Source organism: Agrobacterium sp. M50-1 (genome assembly GCF_049843495.1).
Taxonomy (GTDB): domain Bacteria; phylum Pseudomonadota; class Alphaproteobacteria; order Rhizobiales; family Rhizobiaceae; genus Agrobacterium; species Agrobacterium radiobacter.
The window spans coordinates 317,303-342,610 of sequence record NZ_JBBHZH010000003.1 but is presented as its reverse complement, the minus strand read 5'-3'; the positions used below and the strand labels follow the sequence as shown (position 1 = coordinate 342,610).

27 protein-coding genes are annotated in these 25,308 nt (G+C 59.7%); 10 read left to right on the top strand and 17 right to left on the bottom strand.

Annotated features, from left to right (window positions below; translation table 11 throughout):
- Positions 1-29 precede the first annotated feature (29 nt).
- Positions 30-443, top strand: coding sequence for a GNAT family N-acetyltransferase (locus tag WDZ78_RS09230; RefSeq protein WP_026363872.1), 414 nt, complete (start codon positions 30-32; stop codon positions 441-443).
- Positions 444-457: 14 nt separating this feature from the next.
- Here WDZ78_RS09230 and WDZ78_RS09225 read toward each other — a convergent pair whose 3' ends face one another.
- Positions 458-1,411, bottom strand: coding sequence for a LysR substrate-binding domain-containing protein (locus WDZ78_RS09225; protein ID WP_020011388.1), 954 nt, complete (start codon positions 1,409-1,411; stop codon positions 458-460).
- 87 nt (positions 1,412-1,498) lie between these two features.
- Between WDZ78_RS09225 and WDZ78_RS09220 the strand changes: the two genes are divergently transcribed.
- A complete protein-coding gene (locus WDZ78_RS09220) occupies positions 1,499-2,464 on the top strand; it encodes an MBL fold metallo-hydrolase (RefSeq protein ID WP_020011389.1) in 966 nt (321 codons plus the stop codon).
- A 54-nt stretch (positions 2,465-2,518) separates the two neighbouring features.
- Here WDZ78_RS09220 and WDZ78_RS09215 read toward each other — a convergent pair whose 3' ends face one another.
- Positions 2,519-3,832: an MFS transporter gene (locus WDZ78_RS09215; protein WP_020011390.1), complete on the bottom strand. Its 1,314-nt coding sequence runs from the start codon at positions 3,830-3,832 to the stop codon at positions 2,519-2,521.
- 218 nt (positions 3,833-4,050) lie between these two features.
- On the bottom strand, positions 4,051-4,620 hold the full coding sequence (locus WDZ78_RS09210) for a GNAT family N-acetyltransferase (RefSeq protein ID WP_004430175.1): 570 nt from the start codon (positions 4,618-4,620) through the stop codon (positions 4,051-4,053).
- 296 nt (positions 4,621-4,916) lie between these two features.
- Here WDZ78_RS09210 and WDZ78_RS09205 point away from each other — a divergent pair, with 296 nt between their 5' ends.
- Positions 4,917-5,909 carry a glutathione S-transferase family protein gene (locus tag WDZ78_RS09205; RefSeq protein ID WP_425672969.1) on the top strand — a complete coding sequence of 331 codons (993 nt, stop codon included), beginning with the start codon at positions 4,917-4,919 and terminating at the stop codon, positions 5,907-5,909.
- A 12-nt stretch (positions 5,910-5,921) separates the two neighbouring features.
- Here the strand turns inward: WDZ78_RS09205 and WDZ78_RS09200 are convergent, their stop codons facing one another.
- Positions 5,922-6,413, bottom strand: a complete 492-nt coding sequence (locus WDZ78_RS09200) for an NUDIX domain-containing protein (protein ID WP_425672856.1) — start codon at positions 6,411-6,413, stop codon at positions 5,922-5,924.
- A gap of 66 nt (positions 6,414-6,479) precedes the next feature.
- On the opposite strand from WDZ78_RS09200, the gene WDZ78_RS09195 reads away from it, so the two are divergent.
- On the top strand, positions 6,480-7,430 hold the full coding sequence (locus WDZ78_RS09195; protein ID WP_425672855.1) for a metallophosphoesterase family protein: 951 nt from the start codon (positions 6,480-6,482) through the stop codon (positions 7,428-7,430).
- A gap of 214 nt (positions 7,431-7,644) precedes the next feature.
- On the opposite strand, the gene leuA is transcribed toward WDZ78_RS09195, so the two are convergent.
- Together leuA and WDZ78_RS09185 are read right to left on the bottom strand one after the other, a co-directional pair.
- Positions 7,645-9,354: a 2-isopropylmalate synthase gene (leuA, locus tag WDZ78_RS09190; protein WP_020011395.1), complete on the bottom strand. Its 1,710-nt coding sequence runs from the start codon at positions 9,352-9,354 to the stop codon at positions 7,645-7,647.
- Positions 9,355-9,708: 354 nt separating this feature from the next.
- On the bottom strand, positions 9,709-10,887 hold the full coding sequence (locus WDZ78_RS09185; protein WP_111793511.1) for a benzoate/H(+) symporter BenE family transporter: 1,179 nt from the start codon (positions 10,885-10,887) through the stop codon (positions 9,709-9,711).
- 274 nt (positions 10,888-11,161) lie between these two features.
- Here WDZ78_RS09185 and WDZ78_RS09180 point away from each other — a divergent pair, with 274 nt between their 5' ends.
- Positions 11,162-12,244, top strand: coding sequence for an esterase-like activity of phytase family protein (locus WDZ78_RS09180; protein WP_425672854.1), 1,083 nt, complete (start codon positions 11,162-11,164; stop codon positions 12,242-12,244).
- A gap of 71 nt (positions 12,245-12,315) precedes the next feature.
- On the opposite strand, the gene WDZ78_RS09175 is transcribed toward WDZ78_RS09180, so the two are convergent.
- Both WDZ78_RS09175 and WDZ78_RS09170 read right to left on the bottom strand, forming a co-directional pair.
- Entirely contained in the window at positions 12,316-12,960 is a 645-nt protein-coding gene (locus tag WDZ78_RS09175; protein ID WP_020011398.1) for an NrsF family protein, read from the bottom strand.
- A complete protein-coding gene (locus WDZ78_RS09170) occupies positions 12,957-13,472 on the bottom strand; it encodes a sigma-70 family RNA polymerase sigma factor (RefSeq protein WP_425672968.1) in 516 nt (171 codons plus the stop codon). The genes WDZ78_RS09175 and WDZ78_RS09170 overlap by 4 nt, the downstream gene beginning before the upstream one ends.
- A gap of 218 nt (positions 13,473-13,690) precedes the next feature.
- Between WDZ78_RS09170 and WDZ78_RS09165 the strand changes: the two genes are divergently transcribed.
- Positions 13,691-13,948 carry a pentapeptide MXKDX repeat protein gene (locus WDZ78_RS09165; protein WP_425672853.1) on the top strand — a complete coding sequence of 86 codons (258 nt, stop codon included), beginning with the start codon at positions 13,691-13,693 and terminating at the stop codon, positions 13,946-13,948.
- A gap of 70 nt (positions 13,949-14,018) precedes the next feature.
- Here the strand turns inward: WDZ78_RS09165 and WDZ78_RS09160 are convergent, their stop codons facing one another.
- The gene (locus WDZ78_RS09160; protein WP_003523060.1) at positions 14,019-14,600 is read right to left on the bottom strand and encodes an ATP-dependent Clp protease proteolytic subunit; all 582 of its coding nucleotides are present in this window, start codon (positions 14,598-14,600) and stop codon (positions 14,019-14,021) included.
- 235 nt (positions 14,601-14,835) lie between these two features.
- Between WDZ78_RS09160 and WDZ78_RS09155 the strand changes: the two genes are divergently transcribed.
- Both WDZ78_RS09155 and WDZ78_RS09150 read left to right on the top strand, forming a co-directional pair.
- A complete protein-coding gene (locus WDZ78_RS09155; RefSeq protein ID WP_020011401.1) occupies positions 14,836-15,426 on the top strand; it encodes a HupE/UreJ family protein in 591 nt (196 codons plus the stop codon).
- Between the two features lie 100 nt (positions 15,427-15,526).
- A complete protein-coding gene (locus WDZ78_RS09150) occupies positions 15,527-16,273 on the top strand; it encodes a DUF2076 domain-containing protein (RefSeq protein WP_425672852.1) in 747 nt (248 codons plus the stop codon).
- A gap of 25 nt (positions 16,274-16,298) precedes the next feature.
- Here the strand turns inward: WDZ78_RS09150 and queF are convergent, their stop codons facing one another.
- From queF to WDZ78_RS09130, 4 genes are all read right to left on the bottom strand, one after another.
- Positions 16,299-16,763: a preQ(1) synthase gene (gene queF / locus WDZ78_RS09145; RefSeq protein WP_004430149.1), complete on the bottom strand. Its 465-nt coding sequence runs from the start codon at positions 16,761-16,763 to the stop codon at positions 16,299-16,301.
- Positions 16,764-16,780: 17 nt separating this feature from the next.
- Positions 16,781-17,683, bottom strand: a complete 903-nt coding sequence (locus WDZ78_RS09140) for a cation diffusion facilitator family transporter (protein ID WP_026363876.1) — start codon at positions 17,681-17,683, stop codon at positions 16,781-16,783.
- A 155-nt stretch (positions 17,684-17,838) separates the two neighbouring features.
- Positions 17,839-18,240, bottom strand: a complete 402-nt coding sequence (locus tag WDZ78_RS09135) for a glyoxalase superfamily protein (RefSeq protein ID WP_020011404.1) — start codon at positions 18,238-18,240, stop codon at positions 17,839-17,841.
- Between the two features lie 69 nt (positions 18,241-18,309).
- Positions 18,310-19,416: a branched-chain amino acid ABC transporter substrate-binding protein gene (locus WDZ78_RS09130; protein WP_425672851.1), complete on the bottom strand. Its 1,107-nt coding sequence runs from the start codon at positions 19,414-19,416 to the stop codon at positions 18,310-18,312.
- 284 nt (positions 19,417-19,700) lie between these two features.
- On the opposite strand from WDZ78_RS09130, the gene WDZ78_RS09125 reads away from it, so the two are divergent.
- Positions 19,701-20,876 carry a DUF3095 domain-containing protein gene (locus tag WDZ78_RS09125; protein WP_425672850.1) on the top strand — a complete coding sequence of 392 codons (1,176 nt, stop codon included), beginning with the start codon at positions 19,701-19,703 and terminating at the stop codon, positions 20,874-20,876.
- Between the two features lie 130 nt (positions 20,877-21,006).
- On the opposite strand, the gene WDZ78_RS09120 is transcribed toward WDZ78_RS09125, so the two are convergent.
- From WDZ78_RS09120 to WDZ78_RS09105, 4 genes are all read right to left on the bottom strand, one after another.
- Positions 21,007-21,327, bottom strand: coding sequence for an ArsR/SmtB family transcription factor (locus tag WDZ78_RS09120; RefSeq protein WP_003524068.1), 321 nt, complete (start codon positions 21,325-21,327; stop codon positions 21,007-21,009).
- Positions 21,328-21,866: 539 nt separating this feature from the next.
- Positions 21,867-22,913, bottom strand: coding sequence for a choline ABC transporter ATP-binding protein (choV, locus tag WDZ78_RS09115; RefSeq protein WP_020011407.1), 1,047 nt, complete (start codon positions 22,911-22,913; stop codon positions 21,867-21,869).
- Entirely contained in the window at positions 22,910-23,761 is an 852-nt protein-coding gene (gene choW, locus WDZ78_RS09110) for a choline ABC transporter permease subunit (RefSeq protein ID WP_425672849.1), read from the bottom strand. Before choW ends, choV begins: the two co-directional genes overlap by 4 nt.
- A 285-nt stretch (positions 23,762-24,046) precedes the next feature.
- Positions 24,047-25,000, bottom strand: a complete 954-nt coding sequence (locus tag WDZ78_RS09105; protein WP_004430127.1) for a choline ABC transporter substrate-binding protein — start codon at positions 24,998-25,000, stop codon at positions 24,047-24,049.
- Here WDZ78_RS09105 and WDZ78_RS09100 point away from each other — a divergent pair.
- Positions 24,903-25,274, top strand: a complete 372-nt coding sequence (locus WDZ78_RS09100) for a hypothetical protein (protein ID WP_170940901.1) — start codon at positions 24,903-24,905, stop codon at positions 25,272-25,274. The genes WDZ78_RS09105 and WDZ78_RS09100 overlap by 98 nt on opposite strands.
- Positions 25,275-25,308: the final 34 nt, after the last annotated feature.

Sequence of the window (25,308 nt, the reverse complement as noted above, 5' to 3'; positions counted from 1 at the left end):
GTCGCCGCCCGGCGTCTGGAGAAAAAACCATGAATTTCATTTTGAGCGATGTCGCGGATGCCGAGGCCGAAAAGGCCATCCGCGATCCGCTGGTGGCCTATAATCTTGCCCGTTTCGGCGAAAGCGACAAACGCGAGCTCATCATCACCATCCGTGACGACGAAAACATTGTTACCGGCGGTCTGGTTGGCCACACCGCCCGCGGCTGGCTTTACGTGCAGCTTCTTTTCATACCGGAAACCATGCGCGGTCAGGGCACAGGCCCCAAGCTGCTTGCAATGGCCGAGGAAGAAGCAAGAAAACGCGGCTGCATGGGGGCCTATATCGACACGATGAACCCGGATGCCCTGAGAACCTACGAGCGCTACGGGTTCACCAAAATCGGCTCGCTTGGTCCCCTTTCCAGCGGCCAGTCGATCACCTGGCTGGAGAAGCGGTTCTAGATTGCAGAAAGCTGCTAAGCCGCGATCCCCGATACCTCACCATCCACCGTCCGGCCCATAGCCTCGCGGATTTGCTGGCGAAGCCACACGGCCCCGGCATCCGCATCGGTCTGCAAGGCCCAGACCATGGCGACGGGTGGGAAATTCAACACCACCGGCACCGGGCTTATTTCCAGCCCCAGCAACGGCGCATAACGCAGCGCGATACGCGAGGAGACGGTCGCCAGCACTGCCGAGGATCGCGCCGTTGCCAGTACCGAGAGGAAATCCGGCGCGGCGGCAACGACGTCGATTTCCAAGCCGCTCAGTTCCAGCGCGTCCTTGATGCAGCCGTGCAGGCTGTCCGTCTGCGATATGACCGCATGTTTGGCCGCCATATAGGCGTCCAGTCCCACGGGATTGGGAAGATCAAGCAGAGCCGGGTTGAAACAGCAGAGTACGCTGGAAGAATAGAGCGGTTCGCAATGGTGGCGCTGCTCTTTCGAATAGGTGCATCCGACAGCCATGTCGATCACACCCGTATCCAGCATCGCCGTGATTTCCTGCTCCTGCCCGTTGCGGGCGAGAATGCGGATACCGGGCGCAATTTCCCGCAACCGCGCCGTCAGATCCGGCAAAAGCAACAGTTCCACCTCGCTCGACATGCCCAGCCGGAATGTGCGGCGCTCCGTTGCCGGATCGAACACATCCGCCGTCAGCACCGCCGCCTGCGCCTGCCTGAGCGCCTGTCGCACCGGCCCGGCCAGATTGAGCGCCCGCGCCGTCGGTTTCATCTCCTGCCCCACGCGGATGAAAAGCTCGTCCTGAAACAGGGTCCGCAGGGTGGAGATATTATGGCTCATGGCCGGCTGCTGGATTTTCAGCCGTCGCGCGGCGCGCGTGACATTCATCTCCTCCATCATTGCATCGAAGGCGATGAGAAGATTGAGGTCAAAGGAACGGAGATTGAAATGATCGATAGTTTGCATAAGTCACATCGATTTGATTGCTGGCCTCTCTACACTTAGCTGGAGTTCGGAAACTTTCAAGACGTTCCCCGAACCCAGGAGCCCTCAATGCCCTCACGTCGCTCACTTCTCAAAGGCGCTGTCAGCGCCATCATCGCCGCCCCCTTCGTTGCGCCCTCCCTCGCCTTCGCCAAGGCGCCGCTCGTCGCCACCCAGGCGCCCGGCTTCTACCGGCTGATGATCGGCAAGGTGGAAGTCACCGCGCTTTCGGACGGCGTCATCGCGCTGCCGCTCGCCAAAATCTACACCAACACCACGCCGGAGCATGCGACAAAGGTCCTGCAGGACGCCTTCCTGCCGGAAGAAACGCCCACCTCCGTCAATGCCTTTCTCGTCAACACCGGCGACAGGCTGGTGCTGATCGATGCCGGCACCGGCACCTATCTCGGCCCGAGCCTCGGCCGGCTCGTCGCCAATATCGAGGCATCAGGCTACAAGGCGGGGGAGATAGACGATGTCATCCTCACCCATATCCATACCGACCACTCCGGCGGGCTGTCTACGGATGGCAAACGCGTCTTTGCCAATGCGACCCTGCACGTCAACAAGCGCGAAGCCGCTTTCTGGCTTGATGAGGCAAAGGCCAAGGCAGCGCCCGAGGCGCTGAAGAAGGGTTATGCCGAAGCGAAGGAAAGCATCCAGCCCTATATCGATGCCGGCAAGTTCGAGACATTCGGTGATAATGCCGCGCCGGTTCCCGGCCTCGGCTCAATCCTTTATGCCGGTCATACGCCGGGCCACAGCGGCATCGTTCTGGAAAGCGACGGCGAGAAAATCGTCTTCTGGGGCGATATCACCCATGGCGATATCCTCCAGTTCGATGAGCCTGATGTCGCAATCGAATTCGACGTCGACCAGAAGGCTGCCGTCGTCGCCCGCGATCTGGCGTTCAAACAGGCGGTGGAAGGCAGGTATCTGGTGGCAGGCGCGCATATCGCCTTCCCCGGCATAGGCCATGTGCGCACCGACAGCACGAATTATGATTGGCTGCCGGTCAATTACACGACGCTTTAACCGCAAACAGCATGGCCTGATCCTTGACGCTCAGGCCATGCCCCTGAGCGGCAATCAGGTCAGCGCCACCTGCCGCGTTTCCGCATTGATCATCGTCGCGGCGATGGCGGCAAGCACCAGCAGACCGGCAAAAATGCCGATCGCGACACCGAAACCCTGCGCTATGGCATAACCAAGCAATGAGGGCGCCAGCAGGCCACCGAGCCTTGCCATGGCGCCTGCGGCCCCCATGCCGGTCGCCCGCGACTCCGTTGGGTAAAGCTCCGGCGTAAAGGCATAAAGCGCGCCCCAGGTGCCAAGCAGCGCAAAACTCATGATGAGAAGCGAGGCGGCGATCATCGCGCCACCGGTGGCAAGCGTGAAGAGAAGGCAACCGAGCGCGGAAAGCAGGCAGAAGCCGATCAGCGTCGGCTTGCGGCCCGATTTTTCAACACCATAGGCGGCAAGCGCATAACCGGGGATCTGCGCCAGCGCCACGAGCACCAGAAAACCATAACCGCGCACGAAGCCGAAGCCGTCACCGGCAAGTTTCGCCGGCATCCAGGTAAAGACGCCATAATAGGAGACCGAAACGAGGAACCAGATGGCAAGGATCATGATGCTGCGCTGCCGGAGCGCCGGTGAAAATATCCCCTGCCCCTTGGCCACGTCAGGCTGGAAAAGCCCGGTTCCGGCATCGAGCGGCGCACGGCCATTCGTCACCAGCATACGGTTGACGACAGCCTTTGCTTCTTCCGACCGACCGCTGCGCAAGAGGTAAAGCGGCGATTCCGGCACCAGAAAGCGCAGGCCAAGGCCGAGGACGGCCGGAAAGGCCGTCACGGCAAAAATATAACGCCAGGCGTCGGCGACACCGGCAAGGCTGGCGCCCCAGGCCGCAAGCGCCACAATCAGCGTTCCGACAGCCCAGAAGCCTTCCAGAAAGACCAGCCAGCGCCCGCGATTCTTGGCGGGCAGGAATTCCGCCATCATCGCATAATCCACCGGCAGCGTGCCGCCCACGGCGGCCCCGGTGAGAAAGCGCAGGACGAGCAGAATGGTGAAATCGGGCGAGAATATCGAAAGCACACCAAACAGCGCATCACAGGCCACGGTGACGATCAGCACCCGGCGACGCCCGTAACGATCCGCCAGCCGCCCGAAACCGGCAGCGCCGAGAAGCATGCCGAAAAAGAACGCCGTTCCGGTCTGCAGCGCCTGCGGCACCGTCAGGCCAAAGGTTGCGGCAATCGAAGCGGCTGTGAAGCCGACGGCCAGAACCTGCATGGCATCCGCCGCCCAGACGAGGCCGAAAATACCCATCAGCCTGCGCTGATAGGCGCCTGCGCCTGCGCGCTCCAGCGCATCATTCATGGTGATTGCCGTCATGCCCCGTCCCTCTGCAGAAATCGACTTTCACTTGCTATCGCATGGGGGGAGGAAACGGAATTGAATTCTGAGGAAGGGTGCGCACGGCTGGTACGACAGGCTCGGCGCAACGATAGGCGAACCCTTGCGCCTCCACCCTCATCCCTGTGACAAGCACAGGAATGAGGGAAGACAGAAGCGCTGGCGGGAAAAGGCAAAGCTGCCTTGCAGAAAGACCCTTAGCCGTAAACCCGAAGAGGCTCCTCAAAACCCTCATCTTCAGCCGCTGCGGCAGGCATCACCGCCTCGCAGTTGCGCCAGCCGATCTTGCCCTTCAGCCGCTGATGAACGTCATTGCCAAGCGGCGCCACCAGCACCCGGTTCGGATCAACCGGCCCCGGAAAATCGAGCGCCGCATAAGCGACCTTTTCGAAACCGAGCGGCATGTAATAGGGCGGATCGCCGATCAGGATGACGGCTTCGGAGCCCTTCCGCCTTGCGGCCGCAATGGCGATGCGAACGAGTTCCCGGCCAATGCCCTTGTTCTTGTGCGAGGGCCGAACCGCAAGCGGGCCAAGCATATGGCCCTTCACCCCGCCGGCCAGAACCGGCGTCATGCGCACCGAAGCGATCGTCTCGCCGTCATCGGCGCAGACGAAGGAGAGCGACCGGTCATGCGGACCCTGCTCACGGATGCGCGCCGCCGCACGGGTGTGCCGGCCGGGACCAAATGCTTCTTCGTTGATGACTTCGATGATGGCGTCGTGCGACGCGTCCTCGGTGAGGTAGACAAGATCGTGCTTGGACATGAAGAGACCGAAACTTCCAGAATGCGGATGCGACAATAGATGACGTCTGCGCCCGTAAGGGCGTTCAGGAGCGTCAGCGTCGTCGGAGCATCCGTGGTTCGATCATAGTCTGCAATTTCCTCAGATTTGTGAAAATCGCAATTATCAGGAAAATCACCACCCGTCCAGAACAAATCTCGACGCTCCCCCATTCACCCTGTGCGGGACCGGAAACGCATTGTTCAACGCCTTGCGGGTTCGCGGGATTGAGCGAAACGGGTAGTATCGTCGTCAAGGAAACAATCAAGGAGATCATCATGGGCATGCTGGTGGAAGGTGTGTGGAAAGACGTCTGGTACGACACCAAGGAAACCAAGGGGCATTTCAAGCGCAGCGCCTCGCAGTTCCGCAACTGGGTCACGGCGGATGGCGCACCCGGCCCTTCCGGAGAAGGCGGTTTCGAGGCGGAGAAAGATCGTTACCACCTTTATGTTTCTTTCGCCTGCCCCTGGGCGCACCGCACCCTGATCTTCCGCAAGCTGAAAAAACTGGACGACCTGATCTCGGTCTCAGTCGTTGATCCGCTGATGCTGGAAAACGGTTGGGAATTCAAGCCGCAGGGCGAGCGCACGCCGGGCGCGACCGAGGATCCCCTCTTCGGCGCCTCCACGCTCTGGCAGGTCTATACCAAAGCGGACCCCAAATATTCCGGGCGCGTTACCGTGCCGGTGCTCTGGGACAAAAAGCGCGGCACCATCGTTTCCAATGAATCAGCGGAAATCATCCGCATGTTCAATACCGCCTTCAACGACCTCACCGGCTCGCAGGCGGATTATTATCCCGAGGCGTTGCGCGCCGAGATCGACGCGCTGAACGACGTGATCTATGACACCGTCAATAACGGCGTCTACAAGGCCGGCTTCGCCACCACGCAGGACGCCTATCAGCAGAATGCCGTGAAGGTGTTCGAAACGCTCGATATGCTGGAAGATCGCCTGAAGGACCGCCGTTTCCTGTTCGGCGCGGAGCAGACGGAAGCGGACTGGCGTCTGTTCACCACTCTGGTGCGGTTCGATCCCGTTTATGTCGGCCATTTCAAGTGCAATATCCGCCGCATCCACGACTATCCGCACCTGACGGGTTACCTGCGCGATCTTTACCAGACACCGGGCGTGCCTGACACGGTCGACATGCGCCACATCAAGGAACATTATTACCGCAGCCACCGCACCATCAATCCGACCGGCATCGTGCCCGTCGGTCCGGAGCTGGACCTGACCATGGCGCATGGACGCGAGACGCTGGTCTGACGAAATACGCCGCTACCAGTAGTCGGCAATCGCCGCTTCGCCGGCAAGTTCGGCAAGGCGGCGGCGGGTTGCGGCCGTCACCCCTTCGGGCAGATTTGAAAGATCGAAAAAGCCGCTTTCAGCAATTTCATGATCCGGCTTTTTCGGTTTGGTCTGGGTGACCTCAAGCCGATAAAGCGCGACATGATCGCGATTGCTGCCTTCCAGATTGAGGTAAACGTGGAAAAGCTCCGGCCTGGAGGCAGCTTCGAGATTGCCTTCCTCGCGGATTTCCTTGTGCAGCGCCGCGAGCAGGGTTTCGCCACGCTCTACACCGCCGCCCGGCAGATACCAGCCCGGAAGATAGGTGTGCCGCACCAGAAAAATCCTGCCCTTTTCATCGTAGCAAGCCGCACGCACACCAAGAGTCGCGCCGCGCGTGAACAGAAAAACGAAATGCAGAAAGCGGATGAAGACACGCATATGGAACGGACGGGCCTGCCGCTCGGTTGTTTCGTCATTCACCCTGGTTTCTCCCCGCCTGCCGGCTTTTATTGGACGCGCGGCATATCATAGGTTATCTCTGCCGCCATGTTCAAACTTGCCCATATTTCAGACGTCCATTTAGGGCCACTGCCAAAACTCACTTTCCGGGAACTTGCATCGAAACGGATTACCGGTTTCGTCAACTGGCACCGCAACCGCCGCAAACATCTCTTCACCGATACGCTGGAAAAGCTGCTCGACGATCTCGAGGCCAAATCACCCGATCATCTGGCTATTACCGGCGATCTCGTCAATCTTGCGACGGGCATCGAAATCCGCGCCGCCGCCGACTGGCTGGAGGAAGTGGGCGACCCTGACAGAACCTCGGTGGTGCCAGGCAATCACGACGCCTATGTTTCCGGCGCGCATGACAAGGCCATGCAGGCCTGGTATCCCTACGTTCGTGGCGATGGCGACCCGGCTGAATGGGACGACGACCGCAAGATCTTCCCCTATATGCGCGTGCGCGGCCCCGTGGCGCTGATCGGCTGCTCCACCTCGATTGCAACGCCGCCCTTTTCAGCCACCGGTTATTTCGGCAACCGGCAGGCCCGCGCCACGGCGGAACTCCTGAAAAAGGCTGGTGAACAGGGGCTGTTCCGCGTGGTGATGATCCATCACCCGCCCATTCGCGGCGCCTCCCCCACCCACAAGCGCATGATCGGCATTCGCCGTTTCGCAGCGGCGCTGGGCGTCGGCGGTGCGGAACTCGTGCTGCACGGCCATACCCATCTCAACACGGTTTATTGGCTGAATACGCATCACGGGGAAGACCACATTCCGGTCGTTGGTGTCGCCTCGGCCAGCCAGGGGCCGGGTGGGGAAAAACCGCGCGCGGCCTATAATCTCTTCCACATTTCCGGTGGGCCGGGCACGTGGAGCGTCGCCTGCGAACGGCATAGTCTCAATGAGACGGGAACGGGTGTGGCGCTTGAGGATATCAGGGTGTTTTATGAAAACGGGCGGCCGTTGGGGTTTTCGCTGCTGGGGAAATAGAGTCTGGAGCAGTGAGGTTGGAGGCTCTGGCTTACCCCCCTCTGCCCTGCCGGGCATCTCCCCCTCAAGGGGGGAGATCGACCCGAGGCGAGCCCTCGACCATCTCGATGTTTGAGAATGAAGCAGTGGTGGTGCTTCTTGCTGATCTCCCCCCTTGAGGGGGAGATGCCCGGCAGGGCAGAGGGGGGTGCCATCCCCCACCCTCAAGGCAAGCTTATTTCGCCCGCTCTTCCAGCACCCGGTTCGCCGCCGACACAATCGCCTCAAGCGACGCCGCCACAATGTTCGTGTTGACGCCCGCCCCGAACAGCTTACCGCCAGGATGCTCCATCTCGACATAGGCGATGGCAGATGCGTTAGAGCCATGCTGCAGCGAGTGCTCGGAATAATCATTCACCGACAGATCGATGCCGAGATAAACCGACAGCGCATTGATGAACCCGTCAATCGGACCGGTGCCCTTGCCCTCGATACGCTTCACCTCACCATTATCAGTGATCTCGGCCGCGACGATGCGCACGCCCTTGAAATCGCCGGCCGGATAGGTGTGGTGATCGACGAACTTGATGCGCGCATTGGGCTGCGTCACGTAGCGCTCGATAAAGCGCTCATAGATGCGCTTGGCCGGCAGTTCCACGCCCTCTTCATCGGTAATGCGCTGGATCTCCTCGCGGAACTCCACCTGCAGGTTGCGCGGCAGGTTGATGCCGTAATCCTGCTGGAGGATATAGGCGATGCCGCCCTTACCCGACTGAGAGTTGATGCGGATGATCGCCTCGTAGGAGCGGCCGACATCCTTCGGGTCGATCGGCAGGTAGGGCACTTCCCAGACGGGATGGTTGGCGACCTTGATCGCCTTCATGCCCTTGTTGATCGCATCCTGATGCGAGCCGGAAAAGGCCGTATAGACCAGTTCGCCGACATAAGGGTGACGCTCGGGGATCGTCATTTCGTTGGAATATTCATAGACCGCCTTGATGCGCTCGATATCGCGGCAATCCAGCTCGGGGTCGACACCCTGCGTATACATGTTCAGCGCCAGCGTCACGACGTCGACATTGCCGGTGCGCTCGCCATTGCCGAACAGCGTGCCTTCGACGCGGTCGGCACCGGCCATCAGGCCGAGTTCCGTCGCAGCGATGCCCGTGCCGCGGTCATTGTGCGGATGCAGGGAAATGATGACGTTTTCGCGGTTGTCGATGTTGCGGCACATCCATTCGATCTGGTCGGCATAGATGTTCGGCGTCGCCATTTCCACCGTCGACGGCAGGTTCAGGATCAGCTTGTTGTCGGCCGTCGGCTTTACGACCTCGACCACGGCGTTGCAGATTTCCAGCGCCACTTCCAGCTCGGTGCCGGTGAAGCTCTCAGGCGAATATTCGAAGCGGTAGCCGCCGCCGGCCTTGGCCGCCATATCGGTGATCATCTTGGCCGCATCGACAGCGATCTGCTTGATGCCGTGCACATCCTTGCCGAACACCACGCGGCGCTGCAATTCCGAGGTGGAGTTGTAGAAATGGATGATCGGCTTGTTGGCGCCTTCCAGCGCTTCAAACGTGCGGGTAATCAGCTCCGGGCGGCACTGCACCAGCACCTGCAGGGAGACATCGTCAGGCACATTGCCTTCCTCCACGCACCAGCGGGCGAAATCGAAGTCCGTCTGCGAGGCCGAAGGAAAACCGATCTCGATTTCCTTGAAGCCCATTTCGAGCAGCAGCTTGAACATGCGGGCCTTGCGGTCGTGACCCATGGGGTTGACCAGCGACTGGTTGCCGTCGCGCAGGTCCACCGAACACCAGATCGGCGCCTTGTCGATGGTCTTGCCCGGCCATGTGCGGTCAGGGATATTGATGGTCGGGTAAGGGCGATACTTCACGCTCGCGTCCGACATGCCCTTGGAAATATTAGTGATCTTGCCGTCCATTTCGCTTCCTCCTTGCGCAGTCCGCGGGCGTCTTCAGCCATCGGCGGATGCGCGGCCCTTTAGAGCCTAAATCCAGTATAAAATGAGATTTCGAGATGAGGAGCGTTTGCACCAGCGGGCTTTCGGCCGCCGGGCGCTCCTCACTGGACCCGGCAACCGCGTGTAAGGTCGAGGCTAAGAAGCGAGAGTGCACCGCACGGAGAGGCGTTCGCAGAAATCTGCGCGCTCATGCCGGAAATGGTTGCGATGCTGTTGCTCATGGCGTCGTGTATAAACAGCGGCTGGCGGTCTGACAAGTGATCTTGTGCTGCGCGCTGGTTATTTTCCCTGCCTGCCGCTCTCAAGCCTTTCTGCCTAACCACGCTTTACCACCCGCTGCAACGCCATCATCAGCCCGCCGCCGATCAGCCCCCAGAAGGCACCGGAAACGCCGCCGAAGGAGAGGCCGGAGGCCGTGATGAGGAAAGTGATGGCCGCCGCCTCGCGGGTTTCCGGCTCCTTGAAGGCCGCCACTGCGGAACCGGAAAAGGCGCCGACCAGTGCCAGCCCCGCCACCGCCTGAATGAGGATGGGCGGCGCCAGCGCCACGAAGGCCGTGACCACGCCGGCCAGCAGGCCGAAGATGATATAGCCGATACCGGCGATGATCGCCGCCCAGTAACGCCGCTTCGGATCAGGATGAGCATCCTCGCCCGCGCACATCGCAGCCGTGATTGCGGCAAGATTGACCGCATGGCCGCCAAAGGGCGCGGAAAGCAGCGAGAAAAAGCCGGTCGCCGCGAAAAGTGGTCCGGGCTGTGGGTCGTAGTGATTGACCTTCAGCACCGCGATGCCGGGAATATTCTGCGAGGCCATGGTGACGATGAAGAGCGGCAGCGCGATGGAGACGACGGCGTGCAGGCTGAAGACGGGCGTTACCCACTCAATCGGCGGTGTCAGCGATTGCGCCACGCTATCGAGCGCGGCATCAGGAATATCGACGCCGAAGATCATGACAAGCACGAAGGCGGCAAGGGCCGCGGGCACGGCGAACAGCCGCTTGAAGGCTCCAACAACGATCCAGGCGAGAATGATTGGTAATCCAAGCGCCGGGTTGAAGCCGATTGCCTTGATCGGCGCGAAACACAGGCCGATGATGACGCCTGACAGCATGGCATTGGCAAGCGGCGCGGGAATGGAGGCGACCGCCTTTCCAAGTGGCCTGAACAGGCCTGCGATGATGATCAAAATGGCGCAGATGACGAACCCGCCAACGGCTGCCGGAAAGCCACCCTCAATGACGCCGGTGGTGGCAAGCAGCGCGGCGCCCGGCGTCGACCACGCGATGCTGATGGGAAGCCGGGTTGTGACGGAAAGAGCGATGGCGCAAAGCCCCATCGCCACCGAAAGCGCCATCAGCGCCGACGCCGCTTCGAAATCCGTCGCACCGACGGCTTTCAGCCCCTGCAACACAACGGCGAAGGAGCTGGCGAAACCGACAAAGGCGGTAAGGCAGCCCATGAACAGGCTCTGGACGGAAAAATCTTTCAGCATAAAGCACTCTGCGGCCTGCGGCCTGTCGCAAACAACCGCAGCGGTCTGCATTGGCGACAGGCAGAAAAATTGAAGCGTGATGCGCGAATCCGGGGATGGCGACACGCCTTGGATGAAGCGTGGTTATATTCAGGATCAAAAAAGACGCGACTTGGCAAGATGGGCCACCAGACTTCAGGTACGGCGGCAGGGAAAACGTCATCAAAGTTTAGCGGCGGGGCGCTAATCCTGCCCGCATCACAACAGGTCATCCGCCACAAGAGGGACCCTCGCCATGCTCCGCATCGTCACCATTGCCGCCTGCTGTTTTGCGGCTCTTCCCGCCGCTGCCCAGACCCCGCCTGCGCCGGCCTTCCTCGGCCAGATCGTCGTGCCTTCGGGCCTCTCCATCAATGGCGTTACCTTCGGCGGCATTTCCGATCTCGCCTTCGACAGCGAAACGGGCCGTTATTTCGCAATTTCCGATGATCGCGTGGAAAAAGGTCCGGCCCGCTATTACGAGCTGGAACTGGCCGTAACGGAAGGCGCCGCCACGCTCAACATCGCCGCGACCCATGAACTGAAAGACGAGACCGGCGCGGCTTTTGCGCCAAAGAGCATCGATGCGGAAGGCATCGCGCTCGACCGCAAGGGCGGCAAGCTCTATTGGTCCTCCGAACGCGACCTGAAGAACCTGCCGGCGCTTTACGTCTCGGACATCGACGGCGGCAATGTGAAGCGGCTGGAATTGCCGGACGCCTATCTCGTCAACGACGCAAAGACCAAGGGCGTTCAGAACAACCTCGCTTTTGAAGGCCTGGCCCTGATGCCCGGCCGGCTGATCGCCGCCACCGAAAACGCTCTCATCCAGGACGGCCCCAAGGCGACGCCGCAGGCGGGCAGCCCGGCCCGTATCCTCGTCATCGACACGGCGACGCTGAAGCCGGTCGCCGAGCACGTCTATGTCACCGAGGCAATCTCGAAGACACCAACAGCCGCCGAGCCGAAATATAACGACAACGGCCTTTCCGCCATTGCAGCCCTGCCGGATGGCCGTTTTGTCGCGGTAGAGCGCAATTTTGCCTCCGGCGTCGGCAACCACATCCGCTTCTTCATCGCCGACATGTCCCGCGCCGACAATATTCTCGGCAAGGACAAGATCGATCCGGCATCCGTGGCCGCCGTGTCCAAATCACCCTGGTTTGAAATCAACGAAGGCGATTTCGGCCTCGATATCGACAATATCGAGAGCTTCGCCTTCGGCCCTGTGGTGGATGGCAAGCAGCTTTTTGTCATCGCCTCCGACGACAATTTCAACATGGGCAAGCAGTTCACCCAGTTTGCGGCATTCGCAATTCCCGCCAATCTGGGTCAGTGAAATCCACCGCAACAGAATGCCGGCTCTGGACAATGTCCGGGCCGGCATCGGCAACCGAGAGGGATACTGCTTTACCAGCGGAGCAGACGTGAACCGGCGAAAGCGCCAATGATACCGGCCAACAGAATGCCCAGGGAATACCAGATCAACACGAAGGCCATGCCGTTTTCGGTGCAGAACCACGAATAGACCCATGCTCCGGCCGCACCCGCGGCGATACCGGCGGCAAAACCCGCAAGCGTGGGATCAGCGGGAGCCGACCGCCTGAGAATCGCGAAATTCGCCAGAAACAGCGGCAGCGCGAAAGCAACGATCAGAAACGGGCAATGCAGCGCCGATGATCCGAGAATGAGGGTGCTGTAGGTGCCGGGCACGGCAAATCCAAGCTGGACGAGCGCAATCAGCGCCATGGCGGCAAAAATCAGCGCAAGCCACACAAACAGGCAACCCCTCTCGCCTTCCGGCCGCGCAAGGCGCATGACGGCAAAAAATGCAGTGAGGGCCAGCAGGGCATTATAGGCGGATTTGACCCAGAAACCCGGCTCGGTCATGGCCTCGCTCATGTCGACGCGAAGCCCCAGAATGACGACCATCAGCACGAGTGAGATCCCGAGCGCGGGCAAGGCCGCGAATGCCAGCCTGCGCTCCAGTGCGAAAGCGGGTACGGGTTTCAGATCACCCGCCAGTTGTTCGATGATGTCTTCCGTTTTTCTCACCTGTCCCCCCGCAACTTTGCCGCCAGGACTTTCAGCGTTCTGTGAATACCAACCCTTGCCGCCAGCTCGGTCTGGCCGGATTTTTCCGCCGCTTCGGCAATTGACTGGCCTTCGAGCTTAACCCTTCGAATGAGATCGCGTTGCCGCTCCGGCAGGTCATCGAGCAGCCGCTCCACATCCATACGGGCCATGACCGCATCGACGGAGGGTTCCGCCTCCAGCGTCTCATCGAGTTCCACTTCCGCCAGCATTCGGGCGCCCCTGCCCCGATAATGATCGATGAGCTTGTAGCGCGCTATCGAGAAGAACCATGCCGTGAACGGTCTTGCACGGTCATAGGTCTCCCGCTTGGCGTGAAGCGACAACAGGGTTTCCTGCACGAGATCTTCGACATCGCCTCTGGAGGCGGCCGCCATGCGCCGGCCGTAATAGGCAATCAGCAGCCGTCGCAGGCCATGAAGCAAATGCCGGTAGGCACCTTCGTCCCCATCAAGGGAACGCAGCATCAGCATTTTTAATGTCTCTTCCGAAGGGCTGCCTGTCATCGTCACTATCGGGTTATTCGCAGTCGGCAGGATATTGTTACATGGTGGCTTAAAAAAAATCTCGCCCGAACTTGTCGTCACAAGCGCGTGAAGATGTAACAGGCGGCGGGTCGCTCCCGAATGGACAATCGTGAGCCCCGGCACAATGCCGGCGGACATGCAACGACGTCCAGAGGAGACCTTTCATGACCCGCATTTTTACCGCCATCGCCGCCGCTTCCCTGTTTTCCGCTCTTTCCTTCGCAGGCATCGCCCATGCCGATGGCATGAAAACCGATACGATGAAGAAGGATACCATGCATAGCGACACCATGAAGACGGAGACGATGAAAAAGGATGGCATGTCCATGGCCAGCAAGAAGGACTGCATGCACAAGGCCGGTATGGAAATGGACAAGATGAAAAAGGCCGACATGATGAAGGCCTGCGACATGATGAAGTAAGGCGGCCTGAACGGAAAAAGCCCGCACCGGTTTTGACCGATGCGGGCTTTCTCAACTGAAAATCGAAAACTCAGAGTTCCGACTGGCTTTCGACGATCTTGCCGACGAGGCCGTAATCCTTGGCCTCTTCCGCGCCGAGCCAGTAGTCGCGATCGATGTCCTTGGCGATCTTTTCTTCGCTCTGGCCGGTGGCCTTGGAGAAGATCTTGATCAGGCGCTGGTTCATCTTGATGATTTCGCGCGCCTGGATTTCGATGTCGGACGCCATGCCGCGCGTACCGCCGGAGGGTTGGTGCAGCAGGAAGCGGGTGTTCGGCAGGCAGAGGCGACGTTCCTTCGGCACCGAGACGTAAATCAGCGCACCGGCGGAGGCGACCCAGCCCGTGCCGATGATGTAGACCTTCGGCTTGATGAACTTGATCATGTCATGGATGGAATCACCCGATTCGACATGACCGCCCGGCGAATTGACGTAAACGCGAATGTCATCGTCACTGGCGGCGGCAAGAGCCACGAGCTGCGTGCAGACCTTCTGCGCCAGTTCCTGCGTGATGCCGCCATAGATGAAGATCGAACGCGACTTGAAAAGATTCGCTTCCGTTTCCTTGCCGATCGGCAGTTCCTTGCTCTTGTCGTCTTCGTCTTCGTTCATCAACGGCTCTCTCCAGCAAAATTCGTGCATGCCCTTCGGACATAGTGCGACTTGTTACGTAAGGCAATGAGAGAAAAAGGCAAGGTTTGCCCGCCAACAATAAACAGCACCCCCGGCAGATGACGCATGGACAGCCTGTCTGCCTTCGCGATATCGTCGACGCCTCATTGCAGCGCCGCCTGCCGCGGAAAGCCCAAGATTCCGTTGCGGACGGCCATAATTTCAAGAGGGAACCATGCTGAAAAGACTAAGCCTCGCCGCCGCCGCGCTCGGCCTCACCACCCTGCCCGCTTTCGCCCATCTGAACCCGGAAGAACACGGTTCCTTCATGGCCGGCGTGTCCCACCCCTTCTTCGGTGCGGACCATATTCTGGCGATGGTGGCCGTCGGCATCTGGGCCTCGCAGATCGCCTTTGCCCGAAACGACCGCAAGGCGCTGTGGATCGTGCCCGCCGCTTTCGTCGGCACCATGGCCGCAGGCTTCCTGATGGCGGTTTACGGCATCGACCTTCCCTTCGTCGAACCCGCCATTCTCGCCTCCGTGATCGGCCTTGGCCTGCTGGTTGCGATGGCGGCAAGGCTTCCCACGGCAGCGGCGGCGGCCGTTGTCGGCGCTTTCGCGCTTTTCCACGGCCATGCCCATGGCGGTGAACTCGGCAGCGCCGGCGCGCTTCAATTCGGCGTCGGCTTCATGATCGCCACCGCCATCCTGCATGCGGCCGGCATCGCGCTCGGCCTCGGCATTGCCCGTTTCGGCTCGGCCGCAAGCCGCACCGTCGGCGCGCTGACGGCGATTGCGGGTCTCTCGCTTGCCTTTGGCGGCTGAGGATCATTACCGAAATTTAAAATTTGGACCGCTTTGAAAAGCCTGAATTCTGGCCTACCTCCTTATCGTGGATTTACGCTTCACGGTAAGGAGGCAGCATATGTCACCGGAAGAACGCCAGCTTCTCAAGGCCCTGTTCGACAGGACCAAAACCGCATCCGCCACCCCGCGTGACCGCGAGGCGGAAACTTTGATCGCAGACGCCGTGCGCGATCAGCCCGCAGCCCCCTATTATCTCGCCCAGGCGGTGATCGTTCAGGAAAAAGGTCTGGAAGCGGCAGCAGCCCATATCAAACAGCTCGAAGACCGCATCCACGCGCTGGAAAGCGACAATAGCGCCCCTCAAGCGGCGGCGCAGGGCGGTTTCCTCAGCTCCATCTTCGGCACCGGCCAGCCGCAACCACCCGCACCGGCGCCAGCCCCTGCGGCCCCGCAAACGTCATGGCGCAACGATACCGCCGGCCAGACGGCCGGCCCTTGGGGAGCGGCAGCCAATCAGCAACAGCCCGGTGGCCCATGGAGCCAGGCCGCCGCAGGCGGACGTTCAGGTGGTGGGTTTCTGCAAGGCGCGCTCGGCACCGCTGCCGGTGTTGCGGGCGGCATGCTGCTGGCCAATTCGCTGAGCGGCATTTTCGGCAGCCACATGTCGTCGCTCGGCCTTGGTTCGCCCTTCGGCGGCGGCAATGCCGCTGGCAACGCACCCGTCGAGGAAACCGTCGTCAACAACTATTACGGCGACAGCGCAAGCCCGCAGAATAACGACGATGACGATATCCAGCAGGCCGATTACGACGACAGCGCCGACGATGCGGATGTTGATTCAGGCGACGACGGTTCGTTCGCCTGAACCTTGTATCACATAAACAGCCGGATCAGCCGCGGCCGCGATAGGTGGCAACGCCCTGATCCGGCAACCACACGCCTTCAGGCGCCGGTCCGGTCTGCCAGAACACATCGATCGGAATGCCGCCGCGCGGATACCAGTAAGCGCCGATGCGCAGCCATTTCGGCTGCAGCAGCTCCACGAGCCGCTTGGCAATATAGACCGAGCAATCCTCGTGGAATGCGCCGTGGTTGCGGAAGGACTGCAAAAACAGCTTCAGAGACTTCGATTCCACCAGGAAATCGCCCGGAATATAGTCGATGACGATATGGGCGAAATCCGGCTGGCCGGTCATCGGGCAAAGCGAGGTGAACTCGGGCGCGGTGAAGCGCACGACATAATCGGTGCCGGCATTGCCGTTCGGCACTTTTTCGAGAACGGCCTTTTCCGGGCTCTCTGGCGTATCGACCTTCGTGCCCAGCTGCGACAGGCCGGAAACATCCGTCACGGACATGGAAAACTCCTGTTTATTTAAACAATCACTTTGACGCCATGCGCCTTTTCGCCTTCCGGCTCGACGTGAATGGCAAGGCTGGCGCCCGGTATGACGTCCCTTATGGCATCTTCAAGGCGGTCGCAAATATCATGCGCCTCCCGCACCGTCATGACGGCCGGAACGACGACGTGAAAATCGATGAAGGCGGCCGAACCGGCGCGGCGGGTTCTGAGATCATGTACCCCGATGACGCCGCCGGAATTTTCCGCAATCGCCTTCTTGATCGCCTCGTCCTCTTCCGGCTCCACCGCCCGGTCCATCAAGCCGCCAAGTGAATGCAGAATGACTTTCGAGCCCTGGAAGAGGATGTTGATGGCCACCAGAATGGCGAGCAGCGGATCGAGAATCGCGTAACCCGTCAGAAGCGCCAGAACGAGACCCACGAGAACGCCCGCCGAGGTCACGACGTCAGACATGATATGATGGCCGTCGGCCGCGAGCGCCGGTGAGGCATATTTCTTGCCGACGCGAATGAGGATCGTCGCCCAGACAGCATTGATCGCACCCGCCGCCGCATTGATGACCAGACCGAGAACCGGCGCTTCCGGCAGCCTCGGATTGAAAAGGGCGCCCCACGCCTCCTGCACGATCAGGAGCGCGGCAACCACGATCAGCACACCCTCCACGACGGCGGAAATATACTCCGCCTTGTGGTGACCGAACTGGTGATCATCATCGGCCGGCTTCTGCGCATAGCGAATGACGAAATAGGCGATGAAGGCCGCGACCACATTGACGGTCGATTCCAGACCGTCAGATAAAAGCGCGACCGAGCCCGTGACCCACCAGGCCACAAGTTTGAGGCCCAGCACACCGAAAGAAAGCGGAATGCTCCAGAATGCGAGCTTCCTTACCAGCGCATTGCCTTCACTGTTCATTTTTGCCCCCGTGCGGATGCGAACGAATTGCATGACCGACTGCCAAAACGCACGAACCGCGCGCACGGGGTCTCCGTGCGCGCGGTTCGTTATTTGAGCGTTCTATCGTTCAAACGGAGAACAAGGTCAAGGGCCTTGCGCTTACGCCAAAAGCATCACTCTTCGCTCTTCTGCTCGCAGAAACGAATGCGGTTGCCGAATGGATCGGTCACTTCCATCACATCGCCCCAGGGCAGTTCTTCAACGCCGGGCTTCAGGAAGCGATAATCCTTCGCCGCCAGTTCCTGCTGATAGGCATGAACGCCGCGCATGGTCGCGAAAATGTTGGAGCCCGGCGTCGCATCACCGTGATGACCGCTGAGATGGAGACCCATTCCGGCCCGGGAAACCTGCATGTAAAGCGGGAAATTATCGCCGAAGCGGTGTTCCCAATCGACCTCGAAACCGAGAAAATCGACATAGAACTCCCGCGCCTTGGCTTCGTCGAATATCCTGACGATCGGGAATATCCGCTCGAAGCCAATGTCTCCAGCGTTTTGTGTCCCGGCACCACCCATGCTGCCTCAACCTCTTTTCGGCCCCATAAAATGAAACCGGCCGCAACAGGTGCGGCCGGTACAGTCAGCTTATTCGGCTGCGACGATCTTGCCGTCCTGCCACTTGAACAGCGAGAAGGCCTGCGACGTCAGGTCGCCGTTTTCGCCATAGGTGACCTTGCCGATTGCCGTCGGGAAAGCGTCGCCGCTCTTCAGGGCCGTGGCGACCGCTTCGGAATCCTTGGCGCTTCCGGCCTTCTCGATGCCGGCCTTCAGGACTTCAACGGCAGCGTAAGCGTTGAGCGTGAAGGCTTCCGCCGGAATGTTGGCGGCCTTCAGCGCTTCGGCAGCAGCCTTGGAGTCGTCGTTCTTCAGCGCGTCGGAAGCGTTGGTGAAGATCGTGCCTTCGCCAGCCTGCGAACCGATGTTCCAGAACTCGCTGTTCGACAGGCCGTCACCGCCGATAACGGCAGCCTTGGAGCCGATATCCTTCAGCTGGCGCACCAGAAGACCTGCTTCCGGGTGGTAACCGCCGAAATAGACGATGTCGACATTGTCGGACTTCAGACGGGCCGTCAGCGCGCCGAGATCTTTTTCGCCTGGTGTCAGCGCATCATAGAGAACTTCGGTCACGCCACCGGCATTCAGCGTCGCCTTGAAGGAGTCCGCCAGACCTTTGCCGTAAGCGCCCTTGTCGTGAATGATGGCGATCTTCTTGTCCTTGAGGTTGGAAAGAACATATTTCGCCGCAACCTCGGCCTGCTGGTCGTCACGACCGCAGGTGCGGAAGACGTTGGCAAGGCCGCGGTTGGTCAGGCCCGGTGCGGTCGCCGTCGGCGTCACCATCAGCACGCCGTTTTCGGCAAAGACATCCGATGCCGGAATGGCGACGCCCGAGGTCACCGGACCGACGACGAAGTGGATGCCTTCGGCTACCAGCTGGTTGGCAGCGGAAACGCCCTGCTTGGGCTCGCCGCCATCATCAGCGAGCTTCAGCACGACCTGTTCGCCGAGGATGCCGCCCTTTTTGTTGATTTCATTGACTGCCGTCTGGGCGCCGTTCTTGACCTGGTCGCCATAGGCGGCAACAGGACCGGTGAGCGGCGCAATCAGGCCGATGACGATTTCGGCATGAGCAAGGGGTGCGAATGCGAAGGACGCTGCGAGCGTCACGCTGGTCAATGTCTTCAGTTTCATCCTGGTGTCTCCTTAAAGGGGGTCGCGGACCCGGTGAGCGCCATGGGCGCCGACCGAATGAAACTATCGGACGCCTCCCGGCGAAAACTCGTTCCATTTTTGAATTCCGAGCCTTCCACTCAACTCATACGGAAGGTTTGATGATTTATGCAAGTCACCTTTGCTGGATTAGGTCTATTAGCGGTAAATCATTCACCGGATCGGCCGTGATTGCGCTGTCTGAACGGGCAAATCGACCTTCCTTAAACGCTTGGCGTTTGGCCGCCGCTGGAGGATAATACGCCATGATCGCAGCAGATGAAGAATTTCTGGCGGGCCTGCCCGTCTTCCGGCATTTTGAAGACGTGGCCGACCCCGCGCTTTATCGCGCCCTGCCGCCGGGATGGGGGCTGGCCATCGCCGATATCGTTGATTCGACCGCGGCCATCGGTACTGGCCGATACAAGGCCGTCAACATGGCTGGTGCGGCGGTCATTTCAAGCGTTTCAAACAGTCTCGGACGTCACGACCTGCCCTTCGTTTTCGGCGGCGATGGCGCAGCCGTTGCCGTGCCGCCCCACGGGCTGCCTGTGGCGCGCACAGCACTTTCGAATGTGCAGCGCTGGGTGAAGGATGACCTCGATCTTGCCATGCGCGTGGCGCTGGTCCCCGTCGAAGATATCCGCAGCAACGGTTTCGATATTCGCGTCGCCCGCTTTCAGGCAAGCGAGGATGTTTCCTACGCCATGTTTTCGGGCGGCGGTAACAGCTGGGCGGAGGCGCGGATGAAGGAGGGGCAATATGCCCTGCCCGCAGCCGAAGCGGGCGAGCGCCCGGACCTGACGGGACTTTCCTGTCGCTGGAACCCCATCCCCGCCACCCACGGCAAGGTGGTGTCGATCATTGCCGTGCCTGGGCCGTCGCGGGACATGCCAGCGTTTCGCCAGCTGGTCGTCGATCTCGTTGATCTGGCCGAGCAGGATGCGCGACACGGCCACCCCGTGCCGGAGGATGGGCCTAAACTTGGTTTCGTGGGTGAGGGTCTCGGCCTCGAAGCCCGGGCAGGTGCTGCCCATCACGATCTCTGGGGCAAGACGCGCCGTTCGTTGCGCATTCTCGGCGAGTCCCTGCTCGTCAATCTTCTCGGCCTGACAAAGCTGTCTCTCGGGCGGTTCAATGCGGCGCGTTACCGGCGTTCGGTCGCGAGCAATACCGATTTCAGAAAATTCGATGACGGCCTGAAGATGACGGTGGATATCGACGCCGCACGGCTCGAGAAAATCCGCGCAAGGCTGGAAACGGGTCGCCTCTCTGGCAGCTGCTATTACGGCCTGCACGAACAGGATGCCGCATTGATGACCTGCATCGTGCCGTCACCACTTTCGAGAGACCACATGCATTTCGTGGATGGTGCGGACGGCGGATATGCGGCTGCGGCGACCCGTCTCAAGCAGCAGATACACATTGCTGCGCCGGGCTGAATACCACGCCGATACCCTCCCTCAATTCCCGTGCCGGAGGCACTGCCGCAAAAGCCGCCGAAAAGAAAAACCGGCGTCATGCGCCGGTTTCAATGGAGTTGTGCTGCCGGGCCTTAACAGGGCCGTGGGATCAGGCTGCGGTCTTGCTGCTCTTCTGCGCCTGGCAGTAAATTTCCTCGAGGGAGGCGAGGATTTTCTTCACGGATTCGGAGTTGCTGGAATAGTAGATGGTCTGCGCATCGCGTCGTGTCTTGACCAGTCGCTGGGCACGCAATTTTGAAAGATGCTGCGAGAGAGCGGACTGGCTGAGACCAACCTGTGAGGCGAGGACACCAACCGGCACTTCCGTATCCACCAGCGTGCACAAGATCATCAGGCGCTTGGGATTCGCCATGGCTGAGAGCAAGTCTGCAGCGGCGATGCTATGTTCCGACAGAGATTGGTTATCCATACGCTCAAGTCTCCTGATGACAGTCGAAAAAGACGGTCATGGTGGCTATTATAGGTGTTCCAAAAGGTGTTTTTATAATTCAGTTGATACGTTGTATATACCTAAATCTTGCTTATATCGTGTCCCTTTCAAAGACTATTCTTCATCGGTTATTTACTTAAGATATTGTGACAAAATTATCAGCTTTTTGCCTGTTTTTTGGCAGTTTAATGATAAACATATGTATTAGCAGCAGTATTTATAAGCAATAAACGATCAAAAGTTGAGCGCTTCAATCTTAACGCCCGATGCCGGATTTTGGGGTGACAATCTACTACCACCTTAAATTTAGCAGCGAGCTAAAGAATCTAGATTAACTTTGCGCAATTTTCTCTAAGTTTGCAATATGATTTTTATTAGTAATTATTTTCATGCATAACTTGTGATATCAAAAATATTCTTTGCTACCGTGGGAAGGTATAACTTGCGCTGCAAAGATCTTGTAGAAACAGAAAAAGGGCCTTCCATGAAGGCCCTTTCTTTTTCAGACCGGCGAATCACTACTTTTTGCGGTGACGCGTCAGTCCTGCCACGACTTCATCTGCGGAAATCGTGCCTATTATAGCACCATTGTCGACGACACCGATCGCTCCGGAATGTTTTGACAGCGCGTCGAGAATATCGATCAGCGGCGATGATGGACGGGCGGTGGCGGCGACGTTCATCTGGCCGTTGCGTTCATCCACGCCCCGCTTCATCACATCAGCAGCAGTCAGCATGGAAATCGGGTTCATGTTCTGCACGAAATCCGCGACATAGGACGTGGCCGGCTGCTTGACGATCTGCTGCGGCGTTCCGCACTGGATGATGCGTCCGCCTTCCATCATGGCGATACGGTTGCCGATGCGGAAGGCCTCGTCCAGATCGTGACTGACGAAGAGGATAGTCTTCTTCAGCCGGCTCTGGAATTCCAGAAGCTCGTCCTGCAGGCGGCTTCTGATAAGGGGGTCGAGCGCCGAGAACGGCTCGTCCATCAACAGGATCGGCGCGCCGGTGGCAAAGGCTCTGGCCAGCCCCACACGCTGCTGCATGCCGCCGGAGAGCTCTCCCACCTTGCGGTCGGCCCAGGCGGAGAGATTGACCAGTTCCAGCTGCTCGGCCACCATGCGCTTGCGCTCGGCTTCCGGCACGCCGGAAAGCTCAAGCCCGAAGCCGACATTGTCGGCCACATTGCGCCAGGGCAGAAGACCGAATTGCTGGAAGACCATGGAAACCGTGTGCATGCGCAGATCGCGCAGCGATTTCGCCGGGCAGCGATAGGGATCGACATAGCCGGACTTGGTCTTCACGCCGACATTGCCGCGCACCACAGGCGCAAGCCCATTGACGGCCCTGAGCAGGGTCGACTTGCCGGAACCGGAAAGCCCCATGAGCACAAGTATCTCGCCTTCACTGACCGAGAGCGAGGCATTGGCGACGCCGAGAACCAGCCCGGTTTCGGTATTGATCTCGTCCCGCGTGCTGCCCTTGTCGATCAGCGGCAGCGCCGCATCGGGCCGGTCGCCGAAAACGATATCGACATTTCCGAAGATGATGGCGTCACTCATAGATCATCCTCCGCGCCGGGAAGGCGGAAAAGCCGGTCGAGAACGATCGCCAGTATGACGATGCACAGTCCCGCTTCGAAGCCCATGGCGATATTGACGGTGTTCAGGGCGCGCACGACAGGCACCCCAAGACCATTCGCGCCCACGAGGGCGGAAATGACCACCATCGACAGTGACAGCATGATAGTCTGGGTGAGGCCGGCCATGATCTGCGGTGCGGCGAAGGGGAGCTCCACCTTGCGCAGCACCTGCGACGGCGTTGCACCAAAGGCGACGGCCGCCTCCACCAGCGCAGGCGGCGTCGAGACGATGCCGAGGCGGGTAAGCCGCACGGGTGCTGGAATGGCGAAGATGACGGTGGCGATGAGGCCCGGAACCATGCCGAGACCGAACAGCACCAGCGCCGGAATGAGATAGACGAAAGTGGGGATGGTCTGCATCAGATCCAGCGCCGGGCGCATACCGGCATAGATCCATTTGCGGCGGGCCGCCAATATGCCGAGCGGTATGCCGATGATCATGCACACGGCGCTGGCGGCGATGACCAGCGCCAGCGTTTCCGTCGTCGCTTTCCAGTAGCCGAGATTGATGATGAGCAGCAGCCCGAGCGCGGTAAAGATGGGCATGCCGACGGAGCGGCGCGTCCAGGCGGAAAGCGCCGTCAAGATCACGACGATGACCAGCGGATGCGGCGCCTGCAGCACATAAAGCAGGGCGTTGATGACGCTTTGGAAAATGAAGGAAAGCCAATCGAAGAAAAAAGCGAGATTGCCGGTCAGCCAGTCAATGGCCTCCTTGGCATATCGGCCGACAGGCAGGCGGTTTTCAGGAGCGCTGAGCCATTCCACGGTAAGAAAAGACCTTTCGTGAATTAAAACAATTCCAGCAAAAATGCGTAGCGGTTTTGCGTCCGGAATTGCGCAGACAACAAAGGAATGGAGCATCGCCATCCCGTTTTACCGGAATTGCTCCAATGCAGAAATGACGGCCGGCAATAAAACTGCCGGACGCGGTGCTGGCGCATGACCTTCAATGTCTGAAAATTCACAGGCAAGGTCATGCATGGGCATCGTTATTTCCCGCTGATCCGGCCTGCCATGCAGGCCGGATGCAGTCATGCATAGTCTTGCGGCTTAAAGGCCGAGGGCCTTCTTTACGGTGGGCAGGGCATCGGCGCTGCCGTCCTTGGTCTTGACGTTGGCGAGCCATGGTTCGATCGCCGCCGGATTGGCCTTCAGCCAGGCGGTTGCAGCCGCCTCGCCCTCAAGGCCGTCATTCAGGATCTTGCCCATGATCTCGTTTTCCATGGGCAGGGAAAATTGCAGGTTCTTGAGGAAAGCGCCGACATTCGGGCATTCCTCGACATAACCCTTGCGGACATTGGTATGGATCGTCGCGCCGCCGAGGTTGGGGCCGAAGACCTCGTCGCCGCCGGTCAGATAGGTCAGCTTGAAATTCGCATTCATCGGATGCGGTTCCCAGCCGAGGAAGACGATCGGTTCGCCGGATTTTTCCGCGCGCGCCACCTGGGAAAGCATGCCCTGTTCGGACGATTCGACCACCTCGAAAGATTTCAGTCCGAAACTGTCCTTGGCCACCATGTCGAGAATCAGGCGGTTGCCGTCATTGCCGGGTTCGATGCCATAGATCTTGCCGCCGAGATCAGCGCTGTGGGCGGCGATATCCTTGAAATCCTTGATGCCGAGTTCGGCGCCCTTGGCGTTGGTCGCCAGCGTGTATTTGGCGCCGGTCAGGTTTTCCCGCAGCGTCTCGACGGATTTGTCTTCGCGATAAGGCGCGATATCGCCTTCCATGGTCGGCATCCAGTTGCCGAGGAAGACATCGATGTCCTTGTTTTTGAGGGATGTATAGGTAACGGGGACGGAGAGAAGCTTGACGTCGGTCTCATAGCCAAGGCTTTTCAGAAGGACGGTGGCGGTCGCCGTCGTGGCGGTGATGTCGGTCCAGCCGACATCGGAAAACCGCACCGTGCCGCAACTTGCCGGTTCGGCGGCGCTGGCCGCGCTGAACGTCATGGAGGAGATTGCTGCGGCCAAGACCAGACAGCGACTTCTATTTGCAAACATTGTTTGCTCCCTGTTTTTTCGTTCCCTTGCCATTATCAATATCTGCCGGACACAATCAACTCGCGTGCATTTGCGTGCTTTGGCCCACCGTTTGCGACAAAATGGTAAAAATGTGGGTATTCAGCGGTGCAGTGTCGAAAAAGGGCAGGCCGTAGAAATCTGTGTTTTTCCCACGGCCATACTTTTCAATCCGCCTCTTCCTCGTCAAAAGACGCAGGATGCAGCACCGGCTGGAAAACCGGGAGCGGTTTGTGAGGCACGGCGTGCCGATTGAAGAGGTTGGAGCATTCAAACGCGGGTGCTCCGGG

Coding starts and splice junctions, on each gene's coding strand:
- queF (WP_004430149.1), bottom strand. CDS start 16,763: ATGTCCGTGACGGATGTTTCCGGCCTGTCGCAGCTGGGCACGAAGGTC.
- WDZ78_RS09165 (WP_425672853.1), top strand. CDS start 13,691: ATGACCCGCATTTTTACCGCCATCGCCGCCGCTTCCCTGTTTTCCGCT.
- WDZ78_RS09125 (WP_425672850.1), top strand. CDS start 19,701: ATGATCGCAGCAGATGAAGAATTTCTGGCGGGCCTGCCCGTCTTCCGG.
- WDZ78_RS09230 (WP_026363872.1), top strand. CDS start 30: ATGAATTTCATTTTGAGCGATGTCGCGGATGCCGAGGCCGAAAAGGCC.
- WDZ78_RS09195 (WP_425672855.1), top strand. CDS start 6,480: ATGTTCAAACTTGCCCATATTTCAGACGTCCATTTAGGGCCACTGCCA.
- choV (WP_020011407.1), bottom strand. CDS start 22,913: ATGAGTGACGCCATCATCTTCGGAAATGTCGATATCGTTTTCGGCGAC.
- WDZ78_RS09220 (WP_020011389.1), top strand. CDS start 1,499: ATGCCCTCACGTCGCTCACTTCTCAAAGGCGCTGTCAGCGCCATCATC.
- WDZ78_RS09210 (WP_004430175.1), bottom strand. CDS start 4,620: ATGTCCAAGCACGATCTTGTCTACCTCACCGAGGACGCGTCGCACGAC.
- WDZ78_RS09140 (WP_026363876.1), bottom strand. CDS start 17,683: ATGAACAGTGAAGGCAATGCGCTGGTAAGGAAGCTCGCATTCTGGAGC.
- WDZ78_RS09155 (WP_020011401.1), top strand. CDS start 14,836: ATGCTGAAAAGACTAAGCCTCGCCGCCGCCGCGCTCGGCCTCACCACC.
- WDZ78_RS09160 (WP_003523060.1), bottom strand. CDS start 14,600: ATGAACGAAGACGAAGACGACAAGAGCAAGGAACTGCCGATCGGCAAG.
- leuA (WP_020011395.1), bottom strand. CDS start 9,354: ATGGACGGCAAGATCACTAATATTTCCAAGGGCATGTCGGACGCGAGC.
- WDZ78_RS09150 (WP_425672852.1), top strand. CDS start 15,527: ATGTCACCGGAAGAACGCCAGCTTCTCAAGGCCCTGTTCGACAGGACC.
- WDZ78_RS09215 (WP_020011390.1), bottom strand. CDS start 3,832: ATGACGGCAATCACCATGAATGATGCGCTGGAGCGCGCAGGCGCAGGC.
- WDZ78_RS09130 (WP_425672851.1), bottom strand. CDS start 19,416: ATGAAACTGAAGACATTGACCAGCGTGACGCTCGCAGCGTCCTTCGCA.
- WDZ78_RS09185 (WP_111793511.1), bottom strand. CDS start 10,887: ATGCTGAAAGATTTTTCCGTCCAGAGCCTGTTCATGGGCTGCCTTACC.
- WDZ78_RS09120 (WP_003524068.1), bottom strand. CDS start 21,327: ATGGATAACCAATCTCTGTCGGAACATAGCATCGCCGCTGCAGACTTG.
- WDZ78_RS09135 (WP_020011404.1), bottom strand. CDS start 18,240: ATGGGTGGTGCCGGGACACAAAACGCTGGAGACATTGGCTTCGAGCGG.
- WDZ78_RS09170 (WP_425672968.1), bottom strand. CDS start 13,472: ATGCTGATGCTGCGTTCCCTTGATGGGGACGAAGGTGCCTACCGGCAT.
- WDZ78_RS09105 (WP_004430127.1), bottom strand. CDS start 25,000: ATGTTTGCAAATAGAAGTCGCTGTCTGGTCTTGGCCGCAGCAATCTCC.
- WDZ78_RS09180 (WP_425672854.1), top strand. CDS start 11,162: ATGCTCCGCATCGTCACCATTGCCGCCTGCTGTTTTGCGGCTCTTCCC.
- WDZ78_RS09205 (WP_425672969.1), top strand. CDS start 4,917: ATGGGCATGCTGGTGGAAGGTGTGTGGAAAGACGTCTGGTACGACACC.
- WDZ78_RS09225 (WP_020011388.1), bottom strand. CDS start 1,411: ATGCAAACTATCGATCATTTCAATCTCCGTTCCTTTGACCTCAATCTT.